This window comes from Pseudomonas reidholzensis, from assembly GCF_900536025.1.
Lineage (GTDB): Bacteria > Pseudomonadota > Gammaproteobacteria > Pseudomonadales > Pseudomonadaceae > Aquipseudomonas > Aquipseudomonas reidholzensis.
The window spans coordinates 137,451-155,037 of sequence record NZ_UNOZ01000039.1; the positions used below are offsets into that span (position 1 = coordinate 137,451).

The 17,587-nt window shown below is 65.7% G+C and carries 14 protein-coding genes and 1 pseudogene; 12 read left to right on the plus strand and 3 right to left on the minus strand.

Going from position 1 to position 17,587, the window contains the following annotated elements; genetic code table 11:
* Positions 1 to 99 precede the first annotated feature (99 nt).
* The 3 genes from CCOS865_RS27155 (at position 100) to CCOS865_RS27165 (ending at position 4,363) form a co-directional block, all read left to right on the plus strand.
* A complete protein-coding gene (locus CCOS865_RS27155) occupies positions 100 to 2,550 on the plus strand; it encodes a glycogen/starch/alpha-glucan phosphorylase (RefSeq protein ID WP_119146732.1) in 2,451 nt (816 codons plus the stop codon).
* A gap of 202 nt (positions 2,551 to 2,752) precedes the next feature.
* A complete protein-coding gene (locus CCOS865_RS27160) occupies positions 2,753 to 3,763 on the plus strand; it encodes a class 1 fructose-bisphosphatase (RefSeq protein WP_119146734.1) in 1,011 nt (336 codons plus the stop codon).
* Between the two features lie 3 nt (positions 3,764 to 3,766).
* Complete coding sequence (locus CCOS865_RS27165) at positions 3,767 to 4,363, plus strand: DUF924 family protein (protein WP_119146736.1); 597 nt, start codon at positions 3,767 to 3,769, stop codon at positions 4,361 to 4,363.
* A gap of 38 nt (positions 4,364 to 4,401) precedes the next feature.
* Here the strand turns inward: CCOS865_RS27165 and CCOS865_RS28885 are convergent, their stop codons facing one another.
* Both CCOS865_RS28885 and CCOS865_RS28890 read right to left on the minus strand, forming a co-directional pair.
* Entirely contained in the window at positions 4,402 to 5,232 is an 831-nt protein-coding gene (locus CCOS865_RS28885) for a methyl-accepting chemotaxis protein (RefSeq protein ID WP_415842590.1), read from the minus strand.
* A 24-nt stretch (positions 5,233 to 5,256) separates the two neighbouring features.
* Positions 5,257 to 6,294 (minus strand): annotated as a pseudogene (locus tag CCOS865_RS28890) (cache domain-containing protein); the annotation flags it as partial.
* A gap of 231 nt (positions 6,295 to 6,525) precedes the next feature.
* Here CCOS865_RS28890 and bamE point away from each other — a divergent pair.
* Positions 6,526 to 6,780 (plus strand): outer membrane protein assembly factor BamE domain-containing protein, encoded by a 255-nt coding sequence (gene bamE, locus CCOS865_RS27175; protein ID WP_119146739.1) that lies wholly within the window; start codon positions 6,526 to 6,528, stop codon positions 6,778 to 6,780.
* Positions 6,777 to 7,349 carry a lipocalin family protein gene (locus CCOS865_RS27180; protein WP_119146741.1) on the plus strand — a complete coding sequence of 191 codons (573 nt, stop codon included), beginning with the start codon at positions 6,777 to 6,779 and terminating at the stop codon, positions 7,347 to 7,349. Before bamE ends, CCOS865_RS27180 begins: the two co-directional genes overlap by 4 nt.
* Before the next feature lie 101 nt (positions 7,350 to 7,450).
* On the opposite strand, the gene CCOS865_RS27185 is transcribed toward CCOS865_RS27180, so the two are convergent.
* Entirely contained in the window at positions 7,451 to 8,815 is a 1,365-nt protein-coding gene (locus tag CCOS865_RS27185) for a formimidoylglutamate deiminase (RefSeq protein ID WP_119146743.1), read from the minus strand.
* Between the two features lie 145 nt (positions 8,816 to 8,960).
* Here CCOS865_RS27185 and hutC point away from each other — a divergent pair, with 145 nt between their 5' ends.
* From hutC to hutG, 7 genes are all read left to right on the plus strand, one after another.
* Entirely contained in the window at positions 8,961 to 9,671 is a 711-nt protein-coding gene (gene hutC, locus CCOS865_RS27190; RefSeq protein ID WP_167469115.1) for a histidine utilization repressor, read from the plus strand.
* A complete protein-coding gene (locus CCOS865_RS27195; protein WP_119146747.1) occupies positions 9,668 to 10,237 on the plus strand; it encodes a HutD/Ves family protein in 570 nt (189 codons plus the stop codon). The genes hutC and CCOS865_RS27195 overlap by 4 nt, the downstream gene beginning before the upstream one ends.
* A gap of 209 nt (positions 10,238 to 10,446) precedes the next feature.
* On the plus strand, positions 10,447 to 12,141 hold the full coding sequence (gene hutU / locus CCOS865_RS27200) for a urocanate hydratase (RefSeq protein WP_415842587.1): 1,695 nt from the start codon (positions 10,447 to 10,449) through the stop codon (positions 12,139 to 12,141).
* 74 nt (positions 12,142 to 12,215) lie between these two features.
* A complete protein-coding gene (gene hutH / locus CCOS865_RS27205; RefSeq protein ID WP_119146751.1) occupies positions 12,216 to 13,748 on the plus strand; it encodes a histidine ammonia-lyase in 1,533 nt (510 codons plus the stop codon).
* Positions 13,749 to 13,934: 186 nt separating this feature from the next.
* Positions 13,935 to 15,338 (plus strand): amino acid permease, encoded by a 1,404-nt coding sequence (locus CCOS865_RS27210; protein ID WP_119146753.1) that lies wholly within the window; start codon positions 13,935 to 13,937, stop codon positions 15,336 to 15,338.
* A 15-nt stretch (positions 15,339 to 15,353) separates the two neighbouring features.
* Entirely contained in the window at positions 15,354 to 16,559 is a 1,206-nt protein-coding gene (hutI, locus tag CCOS865_RS27215) for an imidazolonepropionase (RefSeq protein WP_119146755.1), read from the plus strand.
* Positions 16,560 to 16,569: 10 nt separating this feature from the next.
* Positions 16,570 to 17,373 (plus strand): N-formylglutamate deformylase, encoded by an 804-nt coding sequence (gene hutG, locus CCOS865_RS27220; protein WP_119146757.1) that lies wholly within the window; start codon positions 16,570 to 16,572, stop codon positions 17,371 to 17,373.
* The last annotated feature ends 214 nt before the right edge of the window (positions 17,374 to 17,587 follow it).

Genomic DNA, 17,587 nt, shown 5'->3' on the forward strand with positions numbered 1-17,587 from the left:
CTCGGCATGAAAACTGCGAACGGGAACTGTCAGTCCCGGTCGAAGGGTCTAGTCTGAACACTCTCCGACTGCTTTCGTCAACTTGCTCGAGGATGCCGCATGTCCCAGGAACCCAAAGCTCGTGACGCCGAGGTGGCCGAGTTTCGTGCCGCTGTATTGGCCAAGCTGACCTACGCGGTCGGCAAGGACCCGGAGCACGCGTTTGACCATGACTGGTTCGAGGCCATTGCCCTGGCCGCCCGCGACCACATGGTCGACCACTGGATGGACCACACCCGACGGGCCTATCGCCGCAGCCAGAAGCGCGTCTACTACCTCTCCCTGGAGTTTCTCATCGGCCGTTTGCTGTTCGACAGCCTGAGCAACCTCGGCCTGCTCGACATCGCCCGCGAGGCCCTCGTGGGGCTCGACGTCGACCTCGAGCGGATCCGCCTGCTCGAGCCCGACGCGGCGCTGGGCAACGGCGGCCTCGGCCGGCTGGCGGCGTGCTTCATGGAGAGCATGTCGACCCTGGGCATCGCCGCCCATGGTTACGGGATTCGCTACGAGCACGGCCTGTTCCGCCAGGCGGTGGTCGACGGCTGGCAACAGGAGCAGACCGAGAACTGGCTGGACTTCGGCAACCCCTGGGAGTTCGAGCGGGCCGAGGTGATCTACCCGATCAGCTTTGGCGGCAGTGTCGAAACCGTGCAGGGTTCCAGCGGCCAGCCGCGCCAGGTCTGGACGCCCAGCGAGACGGTGCGGGCGGTCGCGTATGACACGCCGGTGGTGGGTTGGCGCGGTGCCAGCGTCAACACCCTGCGCCTGTGGCGCGCCCGGGCCCTGGAGGAGCTGCACCTGGAGCGCTTCAACGCCGGTGACCACCTGGGAGCGGTGGCCGAGGTGGCGCGGGCCGAGAGCATCTCGCGGGTCCTGTACCCGGCCGACAGCACCGAAGCGGGGCAGGAGCTGCGCCTGCGCCAGGAGTACTTCTTCGTCTCGGCCTCGCTGCAGGACCTGCTGCGTCGCCACCTGAACATGCACAAGAGCTTGCTCAACCTGCCCGACGCCGCAGCGATCCAGCTCAACGACACCCACCCGTCGATCGCCGTGGCCGAGCTCATGCGGCTGCTGGTCGACCAGCATGAAATCCCTTGGGAAAAAGCCTGGGAGGTGACCGTCGGCACCCTGGCCTACACCAACCATACTCTGCTGCCCGAGGCCCTCGAGACCTGGCCGGTGGCGCTGATGGAGCGCATGCTGCCGCGGCACATGCAGATCATCTACCTGATCAACGCCTACCATATCGACGCCCTCCGGGCCAAAGGCCAGCACGACTTCGATGTGTTGCGCGCGGTGTCGTTGATCGAGGAAGACAACGGTCGCCGGGTGCGCATGGGCAACCTGGCGTTCCTTGGCTCGCACAGCGTCAACGGCGTCTCGGCGCTGCACAGCCAACTGATGAAGAGCACGGTGTTCGCCGAGCTGCACAAGCTCTACCCGCAGCGGATCAACAACAAGACCAACGGCATCACCTTCCGCCGCTGGTTGTACCAGGCCAACCCGCAACTCACGGGCATGCTCATCGAGGCGCTGGGCATCGAGGTGCTCGACGACTCGGAAACACGCCTGGTCAACCTCGCCCCGTTCGCCGACAAGCCGGCGTTTCGCAAGCAGTTCGCCGCCCAGCGCCTGCACAGCAAGCGGGCGCTGGCCAGCATCATCCAGGATCGACTGGGGGTGACGGTCAACCCCGAGGCGCTGTTCGACGTGCAGGTCAAGCGCATCCACGAGTACAAGCGCCAGTTGCTCAACCTGCTGCACACCGTCGCCTTGTACCAGGCGATCCGTGCCGAGCCGGGCACTGCCTGGGCACCGCGGGTGAAGATCTTCGCCGGCAAGGCGGCGGCCAGCTATCACCAGGCCAAGCTGATCATCAAGCTGACCAACGACATCGCCCGGGTGGTCAACAACGACCCGACCGTGCGCGGCCTGCTCAAGGTGGTGTTCCTGCCCAACTACAACGTCAGCCTGGCCGAGAGCATCATCCCGGCGGCGGACCTCTCCGAGCAGATCTCCACCGCAGGCTACGAGGCCTCCGGCACCAGCAACATGAAGTTCGGCCTCAACGGCGCGCTGACCATCGGTACCCTCGATGGCGCCAACGTCGAGATGTGCGAGCAGGTCGGGGCCGAGAACATGTTCATCTTCGGCCTGACCGCCCAGCAGGTGGAGGCGCGCAAACGCGCCGGCGACTTCGGCGCCACGGCGGCGATCGGCGCCTCGCATCGCCTCGGCGATGTGCTGCAGGCGATCCGCAGCGGGGTGTTCTCGCCGGACGATCCGTCGCGCTATGTGCAACTGATCGATTCGCTGGTGGCGCATGACCGCTTCCTTCTGTGCGCCGACTTCGATGCCTACTGGGATGCCCAGGGCAAGGTCGAGGAGCTCTGGCATACACCGCAGGAATGGTGGCGGGTGGCGGTGCTGAACACCGCGCGGATGGGCTGGTTCTCGTCGGACCGGACCATTCGTGAATATGCCAACGACATCTGGAAGGCGCTGGATTGACGCGCGTCATCGCGGGGCACGTCGCATCGGCGCACCCCGCGATGTATTCAACACCGATCACCGACCACCGGCCTTGCAGCCAATGAACTCAACCCCGCTTACGCCGTCTGATCCGCCAGGCAAAGCGCATTCGCTCGCTAGGCCGCACCACTCCCTGTAAACTGCGGGGGTTTTTCTCCCCCTATCCTTTTCGGAGCCATACATGTCCCGCGTTACCCTGAGTCGCTATCTGATTGAGCAGACCCGCAGCAACAATACCCCTGCCGATCTGCGCTTCCTGATCGAGGTGGTGGCGCGTGCGTGCAAGGAGATCAGCCACAACGTGTCCAAGGGCGCCTTGGGCGGTGTGCTGGGCAGCATGGGCACCGAAAACGTGCAGGGCGAAGTGCAGAAGAAGCTCGACGTGATCTCCAACGAGATCCTCCTCGAAGCCAACGAATGGGGCGGCCACCTGGCCGGCATGGCGTCCGAAGAAATGGACAATGCCTACCAGATCCCGGGCAAATACCCGAAAGGCGCCTACCTGCTGGTCTTCGACCCGCTGGACGGTTCGTCGAACATCGACGTCAACGTTTCGGTCGGCACCATCTTCTCGGTACTGCGTTGCCCTAACGAGTTCCTGAGCCAGAACGAAACCCTCAACGAAAACGCCTTCCTGCAGCCAGGCACCGAGCAGGTCGCCGCCGGTTACGCGATCTACGGCCCGCAGACCATGCTGATCCTGACCCTGGGCAACGGCGTCAAGGGCTTCACCCTGGACCGCGAACTGGGCAGCTTCGTGCTCACCCACGAAAACATCCAGGTGCCGGAAACCACCGCCGAGTTCGCCATCAACATGTCCAACCAGCGCCACTGGGAAGCCCCGGTACAGCGTTACGTGGGCGAGCTGCTGGCAGGCGAGACCGGCCCGCTGAAAAAGAACTACAACATGCGTTGGATCGCCTCGATGGTGGCCGACGTGCACCGCATCCTGACCCGTGGTGGCCTGTTCATGTACCCGCGCGATTCGCGCGAGCCGAGCAAGCCAGGCAAACTGCGCCTGATGTACGAAGCCAACCCGATGTCGTTCATCATCGAGCAGGCTGGCGGCGCTTCCACCAACGGTTACGAGCGCATCCTCGACATCAAGCCGGACAGCCTGCACCAGCGCGTGTCGGTCATCCTCGGCTCGAAGGAAGAGGTGGAGCGCGTTACCGCGTACCACAAGGAGTAAGTCATGCTCGCACCTTGGCAGCCGTTGCTGGAGTGGTGGTTCGGCCCGGGCAAGAGCCCGCAGGCCGTGGCTGACGATAAGAGCACGCTGTGGTTCGGCAAGCACCATGACGACGAGGCGCGCGAGCGCTTCGGCGACCTGTGCGAGCAAGCCCTGGCGGGCGGCCTCGACGAATGGCAGCAGAGCCCGCAGGGCTGGCTCGGCCTGATCCTGTTGCTCGACCAGTTGCCGCGCATGATCCACCGCGACACGCCGTTGTCCTTCGAGGGTGATCGGCGCGCGCAGGTGGTGGCGATGCAGGGTTTGCAGCAGGACTGGGACTACCAGTTGCTGCCGATTCAGCGGGTGTTCGTGCTGCTGGTGCTGGAGCATGCCGAGGTGCTGGACTGGCAGAACCTGAGCGTCGAGCGCTACCAGCTGCTGCTCGATGAACAACCGGAGGCAAACCGCCGCTTGTTCGAAGGTTTTCTCGATTACGCCGAGCAGCACCAGCGGGTGATCGAGCGTTTTGGCCGGTTCCCGCATCGCAACCTGATGCTGGGGCGACCGAGCACCAGCGAAGAGATGGATTTCCTGCTCGAGCCGGGCTCGAGGTTCTGAGGCCATGGGGGCCGCCATGCGGCCCCCCATGGTTCAGCTTAAATCCTGAAGCTGCCCACCAACTGTTTCAACCGCTCGACCTGATGCTCCAGGTCATTGCAGGCACGCAAGGTGCTCTGCAGGTTCTGCACCCCCTGCTGGTTCAACGTATTGATCTCGGTGATGTCGACATTGATCGACTCGACCACGGCCGTCTGCTCTTCGGTGGCGGTGGCCACCGACTGGTTCATCCCGTCGATCTCGCCAATGCGCTGAGTCACGCTGCCCAGGCGTTCGCCGGCCTGGTTGGCGATGCCCACGCTCTGCTCACTCTGCTGCTGGCTCTGGTTCATGGTGTTGACCGCCACCTGGGCGCCGGCCTGCAGCGCTTCGATCAGGCGCTGCACCTCTTGCGCCGACTCCTGGGTGCGATGGGCGAGGTTGCGCACCTCGTCGGCGACCACCGCAAAGCCACGCCCGGCCTCGCCCGCACGCGCCGCTTCGATCGCGGCATTGAGCGCCAGCAGGTTGGTCTGCTGGGAGATGCCGCTGATCACGTCGAGGATCTGGCCGATATTGGCGGTGTGGCCATTGAGCGTCTGGATATTGCCGCACGAGTCGCTGATCCGCGCTGACAGCTTGTGCATCACTTCGATGGTCTGGCCGACGACCTGCTGGCCGTCCTCGGCCAGGCTGCGCGCGTCGCTCGAATGTTGCGAGGCGAGGGCGGCGTTCTGGGCGATTTCCTGGGCGGCGGCGCCCAGTTGGTTGATCGCCGCGGCAACGCTGCTGGTTCGGCTCGACTGCTGGTCGGCATTGTCGATCGAGGCGTTCGAGGCGCTCACCACCTGGCTGGCCACGGCATTCACCTGGCCGGTGGCCGAGGCCACTTCGCGGATCGACTCATGAATACGCTCGACGAAGCGGTTGAACGACTGGCCGAGGCTGCCGAACTCGTCCTGGGCGTGAATGGTCAGGCGCCGGGTCAGGTCGCCTTCGCCCTCGGCGATATCGCGCATGGCGCGGCCCATCACGTGCAGCGGCTCCATCAGCACGCGGATCAGCACGCCGAGCAGGGCGATGATCGCCAGTACCGCGATCAGCGTCGCCACCAGCGCCGAGGTGCGCAGCTCGCCGAGCATGGCGAACGCCGCGTCCTGGTCGAGCACCAGTGCTACGTACCAGTCCGCCGAGGGCACGCCGTCGACGTGGGTGAAACTGATGAACTGCCTGCGGCCCTCGAATTCGACTTCCTTGAGGCCGCTGCCGATTCGCGGGGTGTCGTTCGGGTAGACGTCGGCGAGGGTCTTCAGCGCCAGTTCGCCCTTGGGGTGGATGAGGATCTTGCCTTCGCCGTTGACGATGAAGGCGTGGCCGCTGCCATCGAAGTCGAGGGCGTTGATCAGCTTGCTGATGGTCTGCAGGTCGGTGTCGACACCGCTCACGCCGAGCAGCCGGCCAGCCTGGTGCACCGGGGTGGCCAGGGTGATCACCAGTTTGCCGGCCGAGGCCGAGATGTACGGCTCGGTGACGATGGTCTGGTTGGCGGCGCTGGCGGCCTTGTACCAGCCGCGTACGCGCGGGTCGTAGTCGGCGGCGCGGTTACCGACCGGCACCGACTGCATGCTGCCGTCCTGGCCGCCGAAATAGCTCAGCTGGAAGTTACTGGCATACACCGGCAGCGCCAGGGCGCGGTCCAGGCTGGGCTTGCCCGGGCCATCGACCGCGACCTGCTGGGCCAGCGAGTCGAGTAGCTGGGTGCGGCTGTCGAACCAGTTGCGGATGTTGCCGGCGGTCAGGCTGCCGAGGTCCTGCAGCGAGGTCTGGGTGTCACTGCGCAAGGACTGGCGTTGGCGGTAGTCGTTGAACAGCACGAAGCAGGTAAAGGCGACGGCCACCACGAGGGCGGCGGCCAGCAGGATCTTGTGGCTGAACTTGAGGTTGTTGGTCATCAAAAAGTCTGCGCGAAAGCACGTCGAAGGGGAGGGTGCGGCCAGCGGCCGCACCGCTGGAAGCTGTGTCGACTCGCCCCGCTAAAACATTAATCGTTTTAGCACCATGCGACCAACGGCATGGCCTGAACGCACTGTCTGCGCGGTGTTCAGGGAACCGAGGAGGCTTTTTGCCTTCTAAGGTCTCCACAGGCCTCTCGCCTGATGCCCATGTCCCAGGAGTGTCCCTTCATGTCGTTGCGTTCCCTCGCCCTGTTGTCCTTGTGCGCCGTTCTGACCGCTTGCAGCAAGATCAACCAGGAAAACTATTCCAAGCTCAAGGCCGGCATGAGCAAAGCCGAGGTCGAGCAACTGATCGGCACGCCGACCGAATGCGCGGGCGCGTTTGGCATGAGCAGTTGCACCTGGGGTGACGAGAAGAGCTTCATCAGCGTGCAGTACGCGGCGGACAAGGTCCTGATGTATTCCGGGCAGGGCCTCAAATGAGGCGGCTGGGCTTCCTGCTGGGGCTGTGCCTGGTCGCATTGTTGAGTGGTTGCGCCACCGGCGGTGGTGACACATTGGCACCCAAGACCGCCGGCCCGGTGGACCTCAAGCGTTACCAGGGCAAGTGGTACGAGCTGGCGCGCCTGCCGATGTACTTCCAGCGTGACTGCGCGCAGTCCGAGGCGCATTACAACGCCAAGCCGGACGGCACCCTGGGGGTTCTCAACCGTTGCCGGATGCTCGATGGCGAGTGGATCCGCGCCGAAGGCAATGCCCGGCCGCAGGAGGCGGGGCATACCGACAAGCTGTGGGTCGAGTTCGATAACTGGTTCACGCGGCTGGCGCCGGGTGTCGCCAGGGGTGAGTACTGGGTGCTGTATGTCGACTCGCGTTATCGCACGGCGATCGTCGGCAGCCCGGACCGCAAGTACCTGTGGATTCTGTCGCGCACGCCGTCGCTGCCGGCCTGGGAGCGCGAGAACCTGCTGGCCAAGGCGCGTCAGCAGGGCTATGACACCAATCGCCTGATCTGGCGCGTGTCCGACCGGGATATCGCTGCCCGGCATTGAATCGGCGGCGCTACCTTCGCGGGTAAACCCGCTCCCACAGGGCCCGCGCAGAACCCTGTAGGAGCGGGTTTACCCGCGAAAGCGATGGGTCAGGCGTCTCATCAATCCAGCAACTGGCGCAAAACCTCGACAAACGCTTGAGCGCTTTCTTGCTCCTGAGCATGCCGCCCCAGGCGCACCACCCACTGCCCATTGACCATCACATCACGCACCTGGCGATCGCCGCCGGCAAACAGCCAGCGGTTGAGAATGGCATCGCCCTCGGCGGTGGCGATGTACGGATCCTGCCCGTCCAATACCAGCCAGTCGGCCCGCTTGCCGACCGCCAGCTCGCCAATCGCTTGCCCCAGGGCTTGGGCACCGCCGCTGAGCGCCGCGTCGTAAAGCGTCCGGCCAACCATCGGCTGATCACCGCGGTACAGCCGGTTACGCCGCTGATCGCGCAGCCGCTGGCCGTACTCCAGCCAGCGCAACTCCTCGACCACGCTCAATGACACGTGGCTGTCCGAGCCGATCCCCATGCGCCCGCCCTGGGCCAGGTAGTCCACCGCCGGGAAGATGCCATCGCCGAGGTTCGCCTCGGTGGTCAGGCACAACCCGGCCACGGCACCGCTGCGGGCCATTGCGCGGACTTCATCCGGCTCGGCATGGGTGGCATGCACCAGGCACCAGCGCCGGTCGACATCGACCTGCTCGTACAGCCATTGCAGCGGGCGTCGGCCGCTCCAGGCCAGGCAGTCGTCGACTTCCTTCTGCTGCTCGGCGATATGGATGTGCACCGGGCAGTCCTGCCCCGCGCTCGCCAGCACCTCGGCGATCTGCGTCGGGGTCACGGCCCGCAACGAGTGGAAGCACAGCCCGAGGCGCTGCGCCGGTTGCGCGGCCAGCACGGGCGAGAGCTGCTGCTGCAGGCGCAGGTACTGCTCGCTGGAATTGATGAAGCGTCGCTGGCCTTGGTTAGGCGCCAGGCCGCCAAAGCCGGCATGGCTGTAGAGCACCGGCAGCAGGGTCAGGCCGATCCCGGCACTGGCCGCCGCAGCGCTGATGCGCAGTGACAGCTCGGCCGGGTCGGCGTAAGCCTGGCCATCCCGGTCATGGTGCACGTAGTGAAACTCGGCCACCGAGGTATAGCCCGCCTTGAGCATCTCGATGTACAGCTGGCGGGCGATCACCTGCAGTTGCTCGGGGCTGATCCGGCCGACCAGGCGATACATCAGGTCGCGCCAGGTCCAGAAACTGTCGTTGGGGTTGCCCGCGACTTCCGCCAGGCCCGCCATGGCGCGCTGGAAGGCGTGCGAGTGCAGGTTGGGCATGCCCGGCAACAGCGGGCCGGCCAGGCGTTCGGCGCCTTCGGCCGAGGCGTCGGCCTGGATACTGGACAGCCGACCCTGCGGGTCGACCTCGAGACGGACGTTGCGCGCCCAGCCGCTGGATAGCAGCGCGCGCTCGGCGAAGAAGACGGGCATGGCGGGGATTTCCTGTTCTTGTTAGCTTGTATATACATATACAGGCGTTTGCCTGCCCGGTAAACTCCGGCAAGCTACCGCTCACTCAAACCGCACAAGGACCAATGCCGTGCCGACTCCCCCTGTCTCCGCGCTGGTTGCCCCGATGGGCGATGGGCCGGCGCCGCTCTACGCCCGGGTCAAGCAGATGATCGTCCAGCAGATCGAAAACGGCAGCTGGCCACCCCATCACCGCGTGCCCTCGGAGAGCGAACTGGTCAGCCAACTGGGCTTCAGCCGCATGACCATCAACCGCGCGCTGCGCGAGCTGACCGCCGATGGCCTGCTGGTGCGCATGCAGGGCGTCGGCACCTTTGTCGCCGAGCCCAAGACTCGCTCGGCGCTGTTCGAGGTCAACAACATTGCCGACGAGATCGCCAGCCGTGGCCACCAGCATAGCTGCCAGGTGATGGTGCTGGCCGAAGAGGCGGCCGGCTCCGAGCGGGCGCTGGCGCTGGACATGCGCGAAGGCCAGCGGGTGTTCCACTCGCTGATCGTGCACTGTGAGAACGGCGTGCCGGTGCAAATCGAAGACCGCTACGTCAATGCCGCGATTGCACCGGACTACCTGCTGCAGGATTTCACTCGGCAGACGCCCTACGCGTATTTGTCCCAGGTCGCCCCGCTGACCGAAGGCGAGCACGTGGTCGAGGCGATCCTGGCCGAGCCCGAAGAGTGCCGACTGCTGCAGATCGAGCGCGGCGAGCCGTGCCTGTTGATTCGCCGGCGCACCTGGTCGGGGCGCCAGCCGGTGACTGCCGCGCGGTTGATCCATCCCGGTTCGCGTCATCGTCTCGAAGGGCGGTTCAGCAAATGAGCCAGGTGCAACTGTTGCGTGCCGCGGACTACCCGCGCATGCCGTGGAAGAACGGCGGTGGCTTCACCGAAGAGATCACCCGCGATGCCGGCGATGGCCTGGACGGTTTTGGCTGGCGCCTGTCGATTGCCGACATCGACGAATCCGGTGGGTTTTCCAGCTTTGCCGGCTATCAACGGATCATCAGCGTGCTGCAGGGCGATGGCATGCGCCTGCTGGTCGATGGCCAGCCCAGCCGCCCGCTGCTGGCGTTCGACGCGTTCGCGTTCAGCGGCGAGAGCCAGGTCAGCTGCAAGCTGCTGGGTGGGTCGATTCGCGATTTCAACCTGATCTATGCGCCGCAGCGGTATCGGGCACGGTTGCAGTGGCTGGATGGCACCCAGCGGGTGTTCAGTTCGGCCTCGACGCTGTTGCTGTTTGCCGGCGGTAACCATGTCGAGGTTATGGCGGGGCAGGAGCGGCAGCGCCTGGGGTTGTATGACTGTCTGCGGATCGACGGCAATGACGGGTTGCTCGGGCTGGAGGTGCAGGGGCGGTTCTGCCTGGTCGAACTGACTGCGCGCTGAATCTGGCAATCTGGGGCCGCTTCGCGCCCCTTCGCGGGTAAACCTGCTCCTACAGGGTCCGCGCTGAATCCTGTAGGAGCGGGCTTGCCCGCGAAGGGCCGCAAAGCGGCCCCAAGCTATTTCAGGCACAGCAATATTTTTGGTTGTCCATGCTTGTACATACAAGTAAAGGTGTGTTTGTATATTGCTCATCGACACACCGCCGTCGGATGACGCAAAGGACCTTCCCCGTGACTGACAACAACAAATACCGTGACGTAGAAATCCGTGCCCCACGTGGCAATACGCTGACCGCCAAAAGCTGGCTGACCGAAGCGCCACTGCGCATGCTGATGAACAACCTCGACCCGCAAGTGGCCGAGAACCCCAAGGAACTGGTGGTCTACGGCGGCATCGGCCGCGCCGCGCGCAACTGGGAATGCTACGACAAGATCGTCGAGACCCTCACCCGCCTGGAAAACGACGAGACCTTGCTGGTCCAGTCCGGCAAGCCGGTCGGTGTCTTCAAGACCCACGCCAACGCCCCGCGCGTGCTGATCGCCAACTCCAACCTGGTGCCGCACTGGGCCAACTGGGAGCACTTCAACGAGCTGGATGCCAAGGGCCTGGCCATGTACGGCCAGATGACCGCCGGCAGCTGGATCTACATCGGCAGCCAGGGCATCGTCCAGGGCACCTACGAAACCTTCGTCGAAGCCGGCCGCCAGCATTACAACGGCAGCCTCAAGGGCAAGTGGGTACTCACCGCCGGCCTCGGCGGCATGGGCGGCGCCCAGCCGCTGGCCGCCACCCTGGCCGGTGCCTGCTCGCTGAACATCGAATGCCAGCAGAGCCGCATCGACTTCCGCCTCAGCAGCCGCTACGTCGACGAGCAGGCCAGCGACCTCGACGACGCCCTGGCGCGTATCGCCAAGTACACCCAGGAAGGCAAGGCGATCTCCATCGCCCTGCTCGGCAACGCCGCCGAGATCCTCCCGGAGCTGGTCAAGCGTGGCGTGCGCCCGGACATGGTCACCGACCAGACCAGCGCCCACGACCCGCTCAACGGCTACCTGCCTGCCGGCTGGAGCTGGGAGCAGTACCGTGACCGCGCACAGACCGAGCCTGCGGCCGTGGTCAAGGCCGCCAAGCAGTCGATGGCGGTGCACGTGCAGGCCATGCTCGACTTCCAGAAGCAAGGCGTGCCGACCTTCGACTACGGCAACAACATTCGCCAGATGGCCAAGGAAGAGGGCGTCAGCAACGCCTTCGACTTCCCGGGCTTCGTGCCAGCCTACATCCGCCCGCTGTTCTGCCGCGGTGTCGGCCCGTTCCGCTGGGCGGCGCTGTCCGGCGAGGCCGACGACATCTACAAGACCGATGCCAAGGTCAAGGAACTGATCCCGGACGATGCCCACCTGCACCGCTGGCTGGACATGGCCCGCGAGCGCATCAGCTTCCAGGGTCTGCCGGCACGGATCTGCTGGGTCGGCCTGGGCCAACGCGCCAAGCTTGGCCTGGCATTCAATGAAATGGTCCGCAGCGGCGAGCTGTCGGCGCCGATCGTGATCGGTCGCGACCACCTCGACTCGGGCTCGGTGTCCAGCCCCAACCGTGAAACCGAGTCGATGCAGGATGGCTCGGATGCCGTGTCCGACTGGCCCCTGCTGAACGCCCTGCTCAACACCGCCAGCGGCGCCACCTGGGTTTCGCTGCACCATGGCGGCGGCGTCGGCATGGGCTTCTCGCAGCACTCGGGCATGGTCATCGTCTGCGATGGCACCGATGAAGCCGCCGAGCGCATTGCCCGCGTGCTGACCAACGACCCGGGCACCGGCGTCATGCGCCATGCCGATGCCGGCTACGCGATCGCCGTCGACTGCGCCAAAGAACAAGGCCTCGACCTGCCGATGATCACAGGCTGATCAGCACGCGTGAACAAGGGCGATACTGAATAACAAGAAGGGGCCTGCGGGCCCCGCGCGAATGGAGTAGCGAAGTGACCCAACTGACCCTCAAGCCCGGCACCCTGACCCTGGCCCAGCTGCGCGCGATCCACGCCGCGCCCGTCCAACTGCGCCTGGATGACAGCGCCGGCCCGGCGATCAACGCCAGCGTCGCCTGCGTTGAACAGATCCTCGCCGAAGACCGCACCGCCTATGGCATCAACACCGGCTTCGGCCTGCTGGCCTCGACCCGCATCGCCCGCGAAGACCTGGAAAACCTCCAGCGCTCGCTGGTGCTGTCGCACGCCGCGGGGATCGGCGCGCCGCTCGACGACGCCATGGTGCGCTTGATCATGGTGCTGAAGATCAACAGCCTCAGCCGCGGTTTCTCCGGGATCCGGCGCAAGGTCATCGACGCGCTGATCGCCCTGGTCAACGCCGAGGTGTACCCGCATATTCCACTCAAAGGTTCGGTCGGTGCGTCCGGCGACCTGGCGCCGCTGGCGCACATGTCACTGGTGCTGCTCGGTGAAGGCAAGGCGCGTTACCAGGGCCAATGGGTAGAGGCCAACGAAGCCCTGGCGATTGCCGGGCTGGAGCCGCTGACCCTGGCCGCCAAAGAGGGCCTGGCCCTGCTCAACGGCACCCAGGCCTCGACCGCCTACGCCCTGCGCGGGCTGTTCCACGCCGAAGACCTGTTTGCCGCCGCCGTCACCTGTGGCGGCCTGACCGTCGAAGCGGCGCTGGGCTCGCGTTCGCCGTTCGACGCACGGATCCATGAGGTGCGCGGCCAGCGCGGCCAGATCGACGCCGCGGCCTGCTACCGCGACCTGCTGGGCGAAGCCACTGAAGTGTCGCGCTCGCACCAGAACTGCGGCAAGGTCCAGGACCCGTACTCGCTGCGCTGCCAGCCACAGGTCATGGGCGCTTGCCTGACCCAGCTGCGCCAGGCCGCCGAGGTGCTGGGGATCGAGTCCAACGCGGTGTCCGACAACCCCCTGGTGTTCGCTGCCGAGGGGGATGTGATTTCCGGGGGCAACTTCCACGCCGAGCCGGTGGCCATGGCCGCCGACAACCTGGCCCTGGCGATCGCCGAGATCGGCGCGCTGAGCGAGCGGCGTATCTCGTTGATGATGGACAAGCACATGTCGCAGTTGCCGCCATTCCTGGTGGAAAACGGCGGGGTCAACTCCGGCTTCATGATCGCCCAGGTCACCGCGGCCGCGCTGGCCAGCGAGAACAAGGCACTGTCGCACCCGCACAGCGTCGACAGCCTGCCGACCTCGGCCAACCAGGAAGACCACGTGTCGATGGCGCCGGCTGCCGGCAAGCGGCTGTGGGAAATGGCCGAGAACACCCGTGGCGTGCTGGCTATCGAATGGCTCGGCGCTTGCCAGGGCCTGGACCTGCGCAAGGGCTTGAAGACCTCGGCCAAGCTCGAGCAGGCGCGCAAGGCGCTGCGCGAGAAAGTCGCCCACTACGAGCGTGACCGCTTCTTCTCGCCCGACATCGAAATGGCCAGTGCGCTGTTGGCCGAGGGTTGCCTGACCGGCCTGCTGCCGGCCGGAGTCCTGCCGAGCCTGTGACTCCCCTGGGGGCGCTGCGCGCCCCTTTCGCGACACAAGGCCGCTCCCACAGGGACCGCGCCTGCCTCAGGGCAAGTACATACCCTGTGGGAGCGGCCTTGCCGGGGCGCCGGACCGGTCGGAAAGGGCTGCGTAGCAGCCCCAACTGCGTTACCTACACGACCAGAACAAGAATAAGGACGTGATATGCAACAAGCTCAAGGTCTAAAACGCGGGCTGTCGGCCCGCCACATCCGTTTCATGGCCCTTGGTTCGGCCATCGGCACCGGGCTCTTCTACGGTTCCGCCTCGGCCATCCAGATGGCCGGCCCGGCCGTGCTGCTGGCGTATCTGATCGGCGGCGCCGCCGTGTTCATGGTCATGCGCGCACTCGGCGAGATGGCCGTGCACAACCCGGTGGCCGGCTCCTTCGGCCATTACGCCAGCACCTACCTCGGCCCCATGGCCGGCTTTGTCCTCGGTTGGACCTACGCCTTCGAGATGATCATCGTCTGTATCGCCGACGTGACCGCCTTTGGCATCTACATGGGCTTCTGGTTCCCCGAAGTGGCCCGCTGGATCTGGGTGCTGGGGATCGTCTTCCTGATCGGCGGGCTCAACCTGTGCAACGTCAAGGTGTTCGGCGAGATGGAGTTCTGGCTGTCGCTGCTCAAGGTCGGCGCCATCGTCGCGATGATCGTCGCAGGGCTCGGCATCATGCTGTTCGGCATGGGCCAGGTCGGTAGCGGTTCGGCCGTGGGCGTGAGCAACCTGTTCGAGCATGGCGGCTTCATGCCCAATGGCGTCGGCGGCCTGATCGCCTCGTTCGCCGTGGTCATGTTCGCCTTTGGCGGCATCGAGATCATCGGCATCACCGCCGGTGAAGCCAAGGACCCGCAGCGGGTCATCCCCAAGGCCATCAACGCGGTGCCGCTGCGCATCCTGCTGTTCTATGTGCTCACCCTGTTCGTGCTGATGAGCCTCTACCCGTGGCCGCAGATCGGCAGCGAGGGCAGCCCGTTCGTGCAGATATTCAGCAACCTGGGGATCGGCTCGGCCGCCGCCGTGCTCAACATCGTGGTGATTTCCGCCGCGGTCTCGGCGATCAACAGCGACATCTTCGGCGCCGGCCGGATGATGTACGGCCTGGCCCAGCAAGGCCATGCGCCACGCGGCTTCGCCCAGTTGTCCAAGCATGGCGTGCCATGGCTGACGGTGCTGGTGATGGGCGCCGCCCTGCTGATCGGCGTGGTGCTCAACTACCTGATCCCGGAAAACGTGTTCCTGCTGATCGCCTCGATCGCCACCTTCGCCACCGTCTGGGTGTGGTTGATGATCCTCGTCACCCAGGTCGCGATGCGCCGCCAGATGAGCCGCGAAGAGGCCGCGCAGCTGCAGTTCCCGGTCCCGTTCTGGCCCTATGGCCCAGCGCTGGCGATTGCCTTCATGTTGTTCATCTTTGGCGTACTCGGCTACTTCCCCGACACCCAGGCGGCGTTGCTCGTCGGCGTGGTCTGGGTGGTGTTCCTGGTGGCGTCCTACCTGCTCTGGTGCAAACCGCGGGCAGGCCAGGGCCAGCTGGCCAGCGAGCAAGCCGAGCTGCACCGCTAGTCACGGAGAGCGTTTATGACAACCGTTTGGCAGCACTGCCATGTGGCAAGCATGGCCCAAGGCAGTTACTCGATCATCGAGGATGCGGCGATCGTCACCCGTGCCGGGCTGATCGACTGGATCGGCCCGCGCGGCGAGTTGCCCGCGCTTGCCGCAGAGCGCACGGTCGACCTGGGCGGCGCCTGGGTCACCCCCGGGCTGATCGACTGCCACACCCATGCGGTGTTCGGCGGCAACCGCAGCGGCGAGTTCGAGCAGCGCCTGCAGGGCGTCAGTTATGCCGAGATCGCCGCCCAGGGCGGCGGCATCGCCAGCACCGTGCGGGCCACCCGCGCGGCGAGTGAAGAGCAACTGCTGGCCAGCGCTCGGCAGCGGGTCACGGCCTTGATGCGCGATGGCGTCACCACGCTGGAGATCAAGTCCGGTTACGGCCTGGACTTGGCCAACGAGCGCAAGATGCTACGCGTTGCGCGGCGCCTGGCCGAGGAGCTGGCGCTGACCGTGCGCACCACCTGCCTGGCGGCGCATGCCTTGCCGCCAGAGTATGCGGACAGGGCGGACGACTACATCGCCCACATCTGCGAGGTGCTGCTGCCGGCGCTGGCCGAGGAGGGGCTGGTGGATGCGGTGGATGCCTTCTGCGAGTACCTGGCGTTTTCCCCGGACCAAGTCGAGCGGGTGTTCATCAAGGCGCGTGAGCTCGGCCTGCCGGTCAAGCTGCATGCCGAGCAGCTGTCGTCGTTGCACGGCTCGAGCCTGGCCGCACGCTACCAGGCGCTGTCGGCCGATCACCTGGAGTTCATGACCGAGCAGGACGCCATCGCCATGGCCGCCGCCGGCACGGTCGCGGTGTTGCTGCCGGGGGCGTTCTACTTCCTGCGCGAGACCCAGTTGCCGCCGATGGACGCCCTGCGCCGGCACGGGGTGAAGATCGCCCTGGCCAGTGACCTCAACCCGGGCACCTCGCCCGGCCTGTCGCTGCGCCTGATGCTGAACATGGGCTGCACGCTGTTCCGCATGACCCCCGAGGAGGCCCTGGCCGGCGTGACCGTGCATGCCGCGACGGCGTTGGGCCTGGGCGCCAGCCATGGCTCGCTGGAGGTCGGCAAGGTGGCGGACTTCGTCGCCTGGCAGATCGACCGCCCCGCCGACCTGGCCTACTGGCTCGGCGGCGACCTGCCCAAGCGCGTGGTGCGCGGCGGCAATGAACTACCCCTTTGAGTGAGACGAGATGGACAAGGTACTGAGTTTTCACCAGGGCCGGTTGCCGCTGTTGATCAGCATGCCGCACGCCGGCCTGAGCCTGACGCCCGCCGTGCGCGACGGGCTGGTCGAGCCGGCGCGCAGCCTGCCCGATACCGACTGGCACATTCCGCGGCTGTATGAGTTCGCCCGTGAACTGGGTGCCAGTGTGGTAGCCGCGGAGTATTCGCGCTTCGTCATCGACCTGAACCGCCCGGACGATGACAAGCCGTTATACGCCGGGGCCACCACCGGCTTGTATCCGGCCACGCTGTTCGAAGGTGAGCCGCTGTTCAAGGACGGCCAAGCGCCGTCTGCCGCCGAACGGGCGGCTTACCTGGAGCAGATCTGGCGGCCTTACCACGACACCCTTGCCCGGGAGTTGGCGCGCCTGCGCGAAACGTTCGGCTATGCATTGCTGTGGGATGCGCATTCGATCCGCTCGCACATCCCCCACCTGTTCGAGGGCAAGCTGCCGGACTTCAACCTCGGCACCTTCAACGGCGCGAGCTGTGACGCGCAGCTGGCCGACCGGCTGGAGGGCGTGTGTGCCCAGGCGCGGGGCTACAGTCATGTGCTCAACGGGCGCTTCAAGGGCGGCCACATCACCCGTCATTACGGCGACCCGGCGCAGGATATCCACGCGGTGCAGCTGGAGCTGGCGCAGAGCACCTATATGGAAGAGGTCGAGCCGTTTGCCTACCGTGAGGATCGGGCGCAGCCAACCCAGGCCGTGTTGCGCCAGTTGCTCGAGACGGTGCTGGCGTGGGGCAGGGAGCGTTACCCGGGTTAGTGATGCGTTGCCTGGGCCGGCCCTTTCGCGGGGCAAGCCCGCTCCCACAGGATTCGGGTTGAGTCCAGAATTTGGGCATTGCAGAGACCCTGTGAGCGGGCTTGCCCCGCGAAAGGGCCGGCCCAGGCAGCACAATATCCACAGGATTCACCACGACACATGCTCTGAGCGCAATTCAGGTTTATGATGCCCAACGGCAGATTAAATCCTCACA

Bases quoted from the DNA above. Each gene is read 5' to 3' on its own strand.
- hutI (WP_119146755.1), top strand. From the start codon at position 15,354: ATGACAACCGTTTGGCAGCACTGCCATGTGGCAAGCATGGCCCAAGGC.
- CCOS865_RS27160 (WP_119146734.1), top strand. From the start codon at position 2,753: ATGTCCCGCGTTACCCTGAGTCGCTATCTGATTGAGCAGACCCGCAGC.
- CCOS865_RS27165 (WP_119146736.1), top strand. From the start codon at position 3,767: ATGCTCGCACCTTGGCAGCCGTTGCTGGAGTGGTGGTTCGGCCCGGGC.
- CCOS865_RS27210 (WP_119146753.1), top strand. From the start codon at position 13,935: ATGCAACAAGCTCAAGGTCTAAAACGCGGGCTGTCGGCCCGCCACATC.
- hutU (WP_415842587.1), top strand. From the start codon at position 10,447: ATGACGCAAAGGACCTTCCCCGTGACTGACAACAACAAATACCGTGAC.
- hutC (WP_167469115.1), top strand. From the start codon at position 8,961: ATGGGCGATGGGCCGGCGCCGCTCTACGCCCGGGTCAAGCAGATGATC.
- CCOS865_RS27180 (WP_119146741.1), top strand. From the start codon at position 6,777: ATGAGGCGGCTGGGCTTCCTGCTGGGGCTGTGCCTGGTCGCATTGTTG.
- bamE (WP_119146739.1), top strand. From the start codon at position 6,526: ATGTCGTTGCGTTCCCTCGCCCTGTTGTCCTTGTGCGCCGTTCTGACC.
- CCOS865_RS27155 (WP_119146732.1), top strand. From the start codon at position 100: ATGTCCCAGGAACCCAAAGCTCGTGACGCCGAGGTGGCCGAGTTTCGT.
- hutG (WP_119146757.1), top strand. From the start codon at position 16,570: ATGGACAAGGTACTGAGTTTTCACCAGGGCCGGTTGCCGCTGTTGATC.
- CCOS865_RS27195 (WP_119146747.1), top strand. From the start codon at position 9,668: ATGAGCCAGGTGCAACTGTTGCGTGCCGCGGACTACCCGCGCATGCCG.
- CCOS865_RS27185 (WP_119146743.1), bottom strand. From the start codon at position 8,815: ATGCCCGTCTTCTTCGCCGAGCGCGCGCTGCTATCCAGCGGCTGGGCG.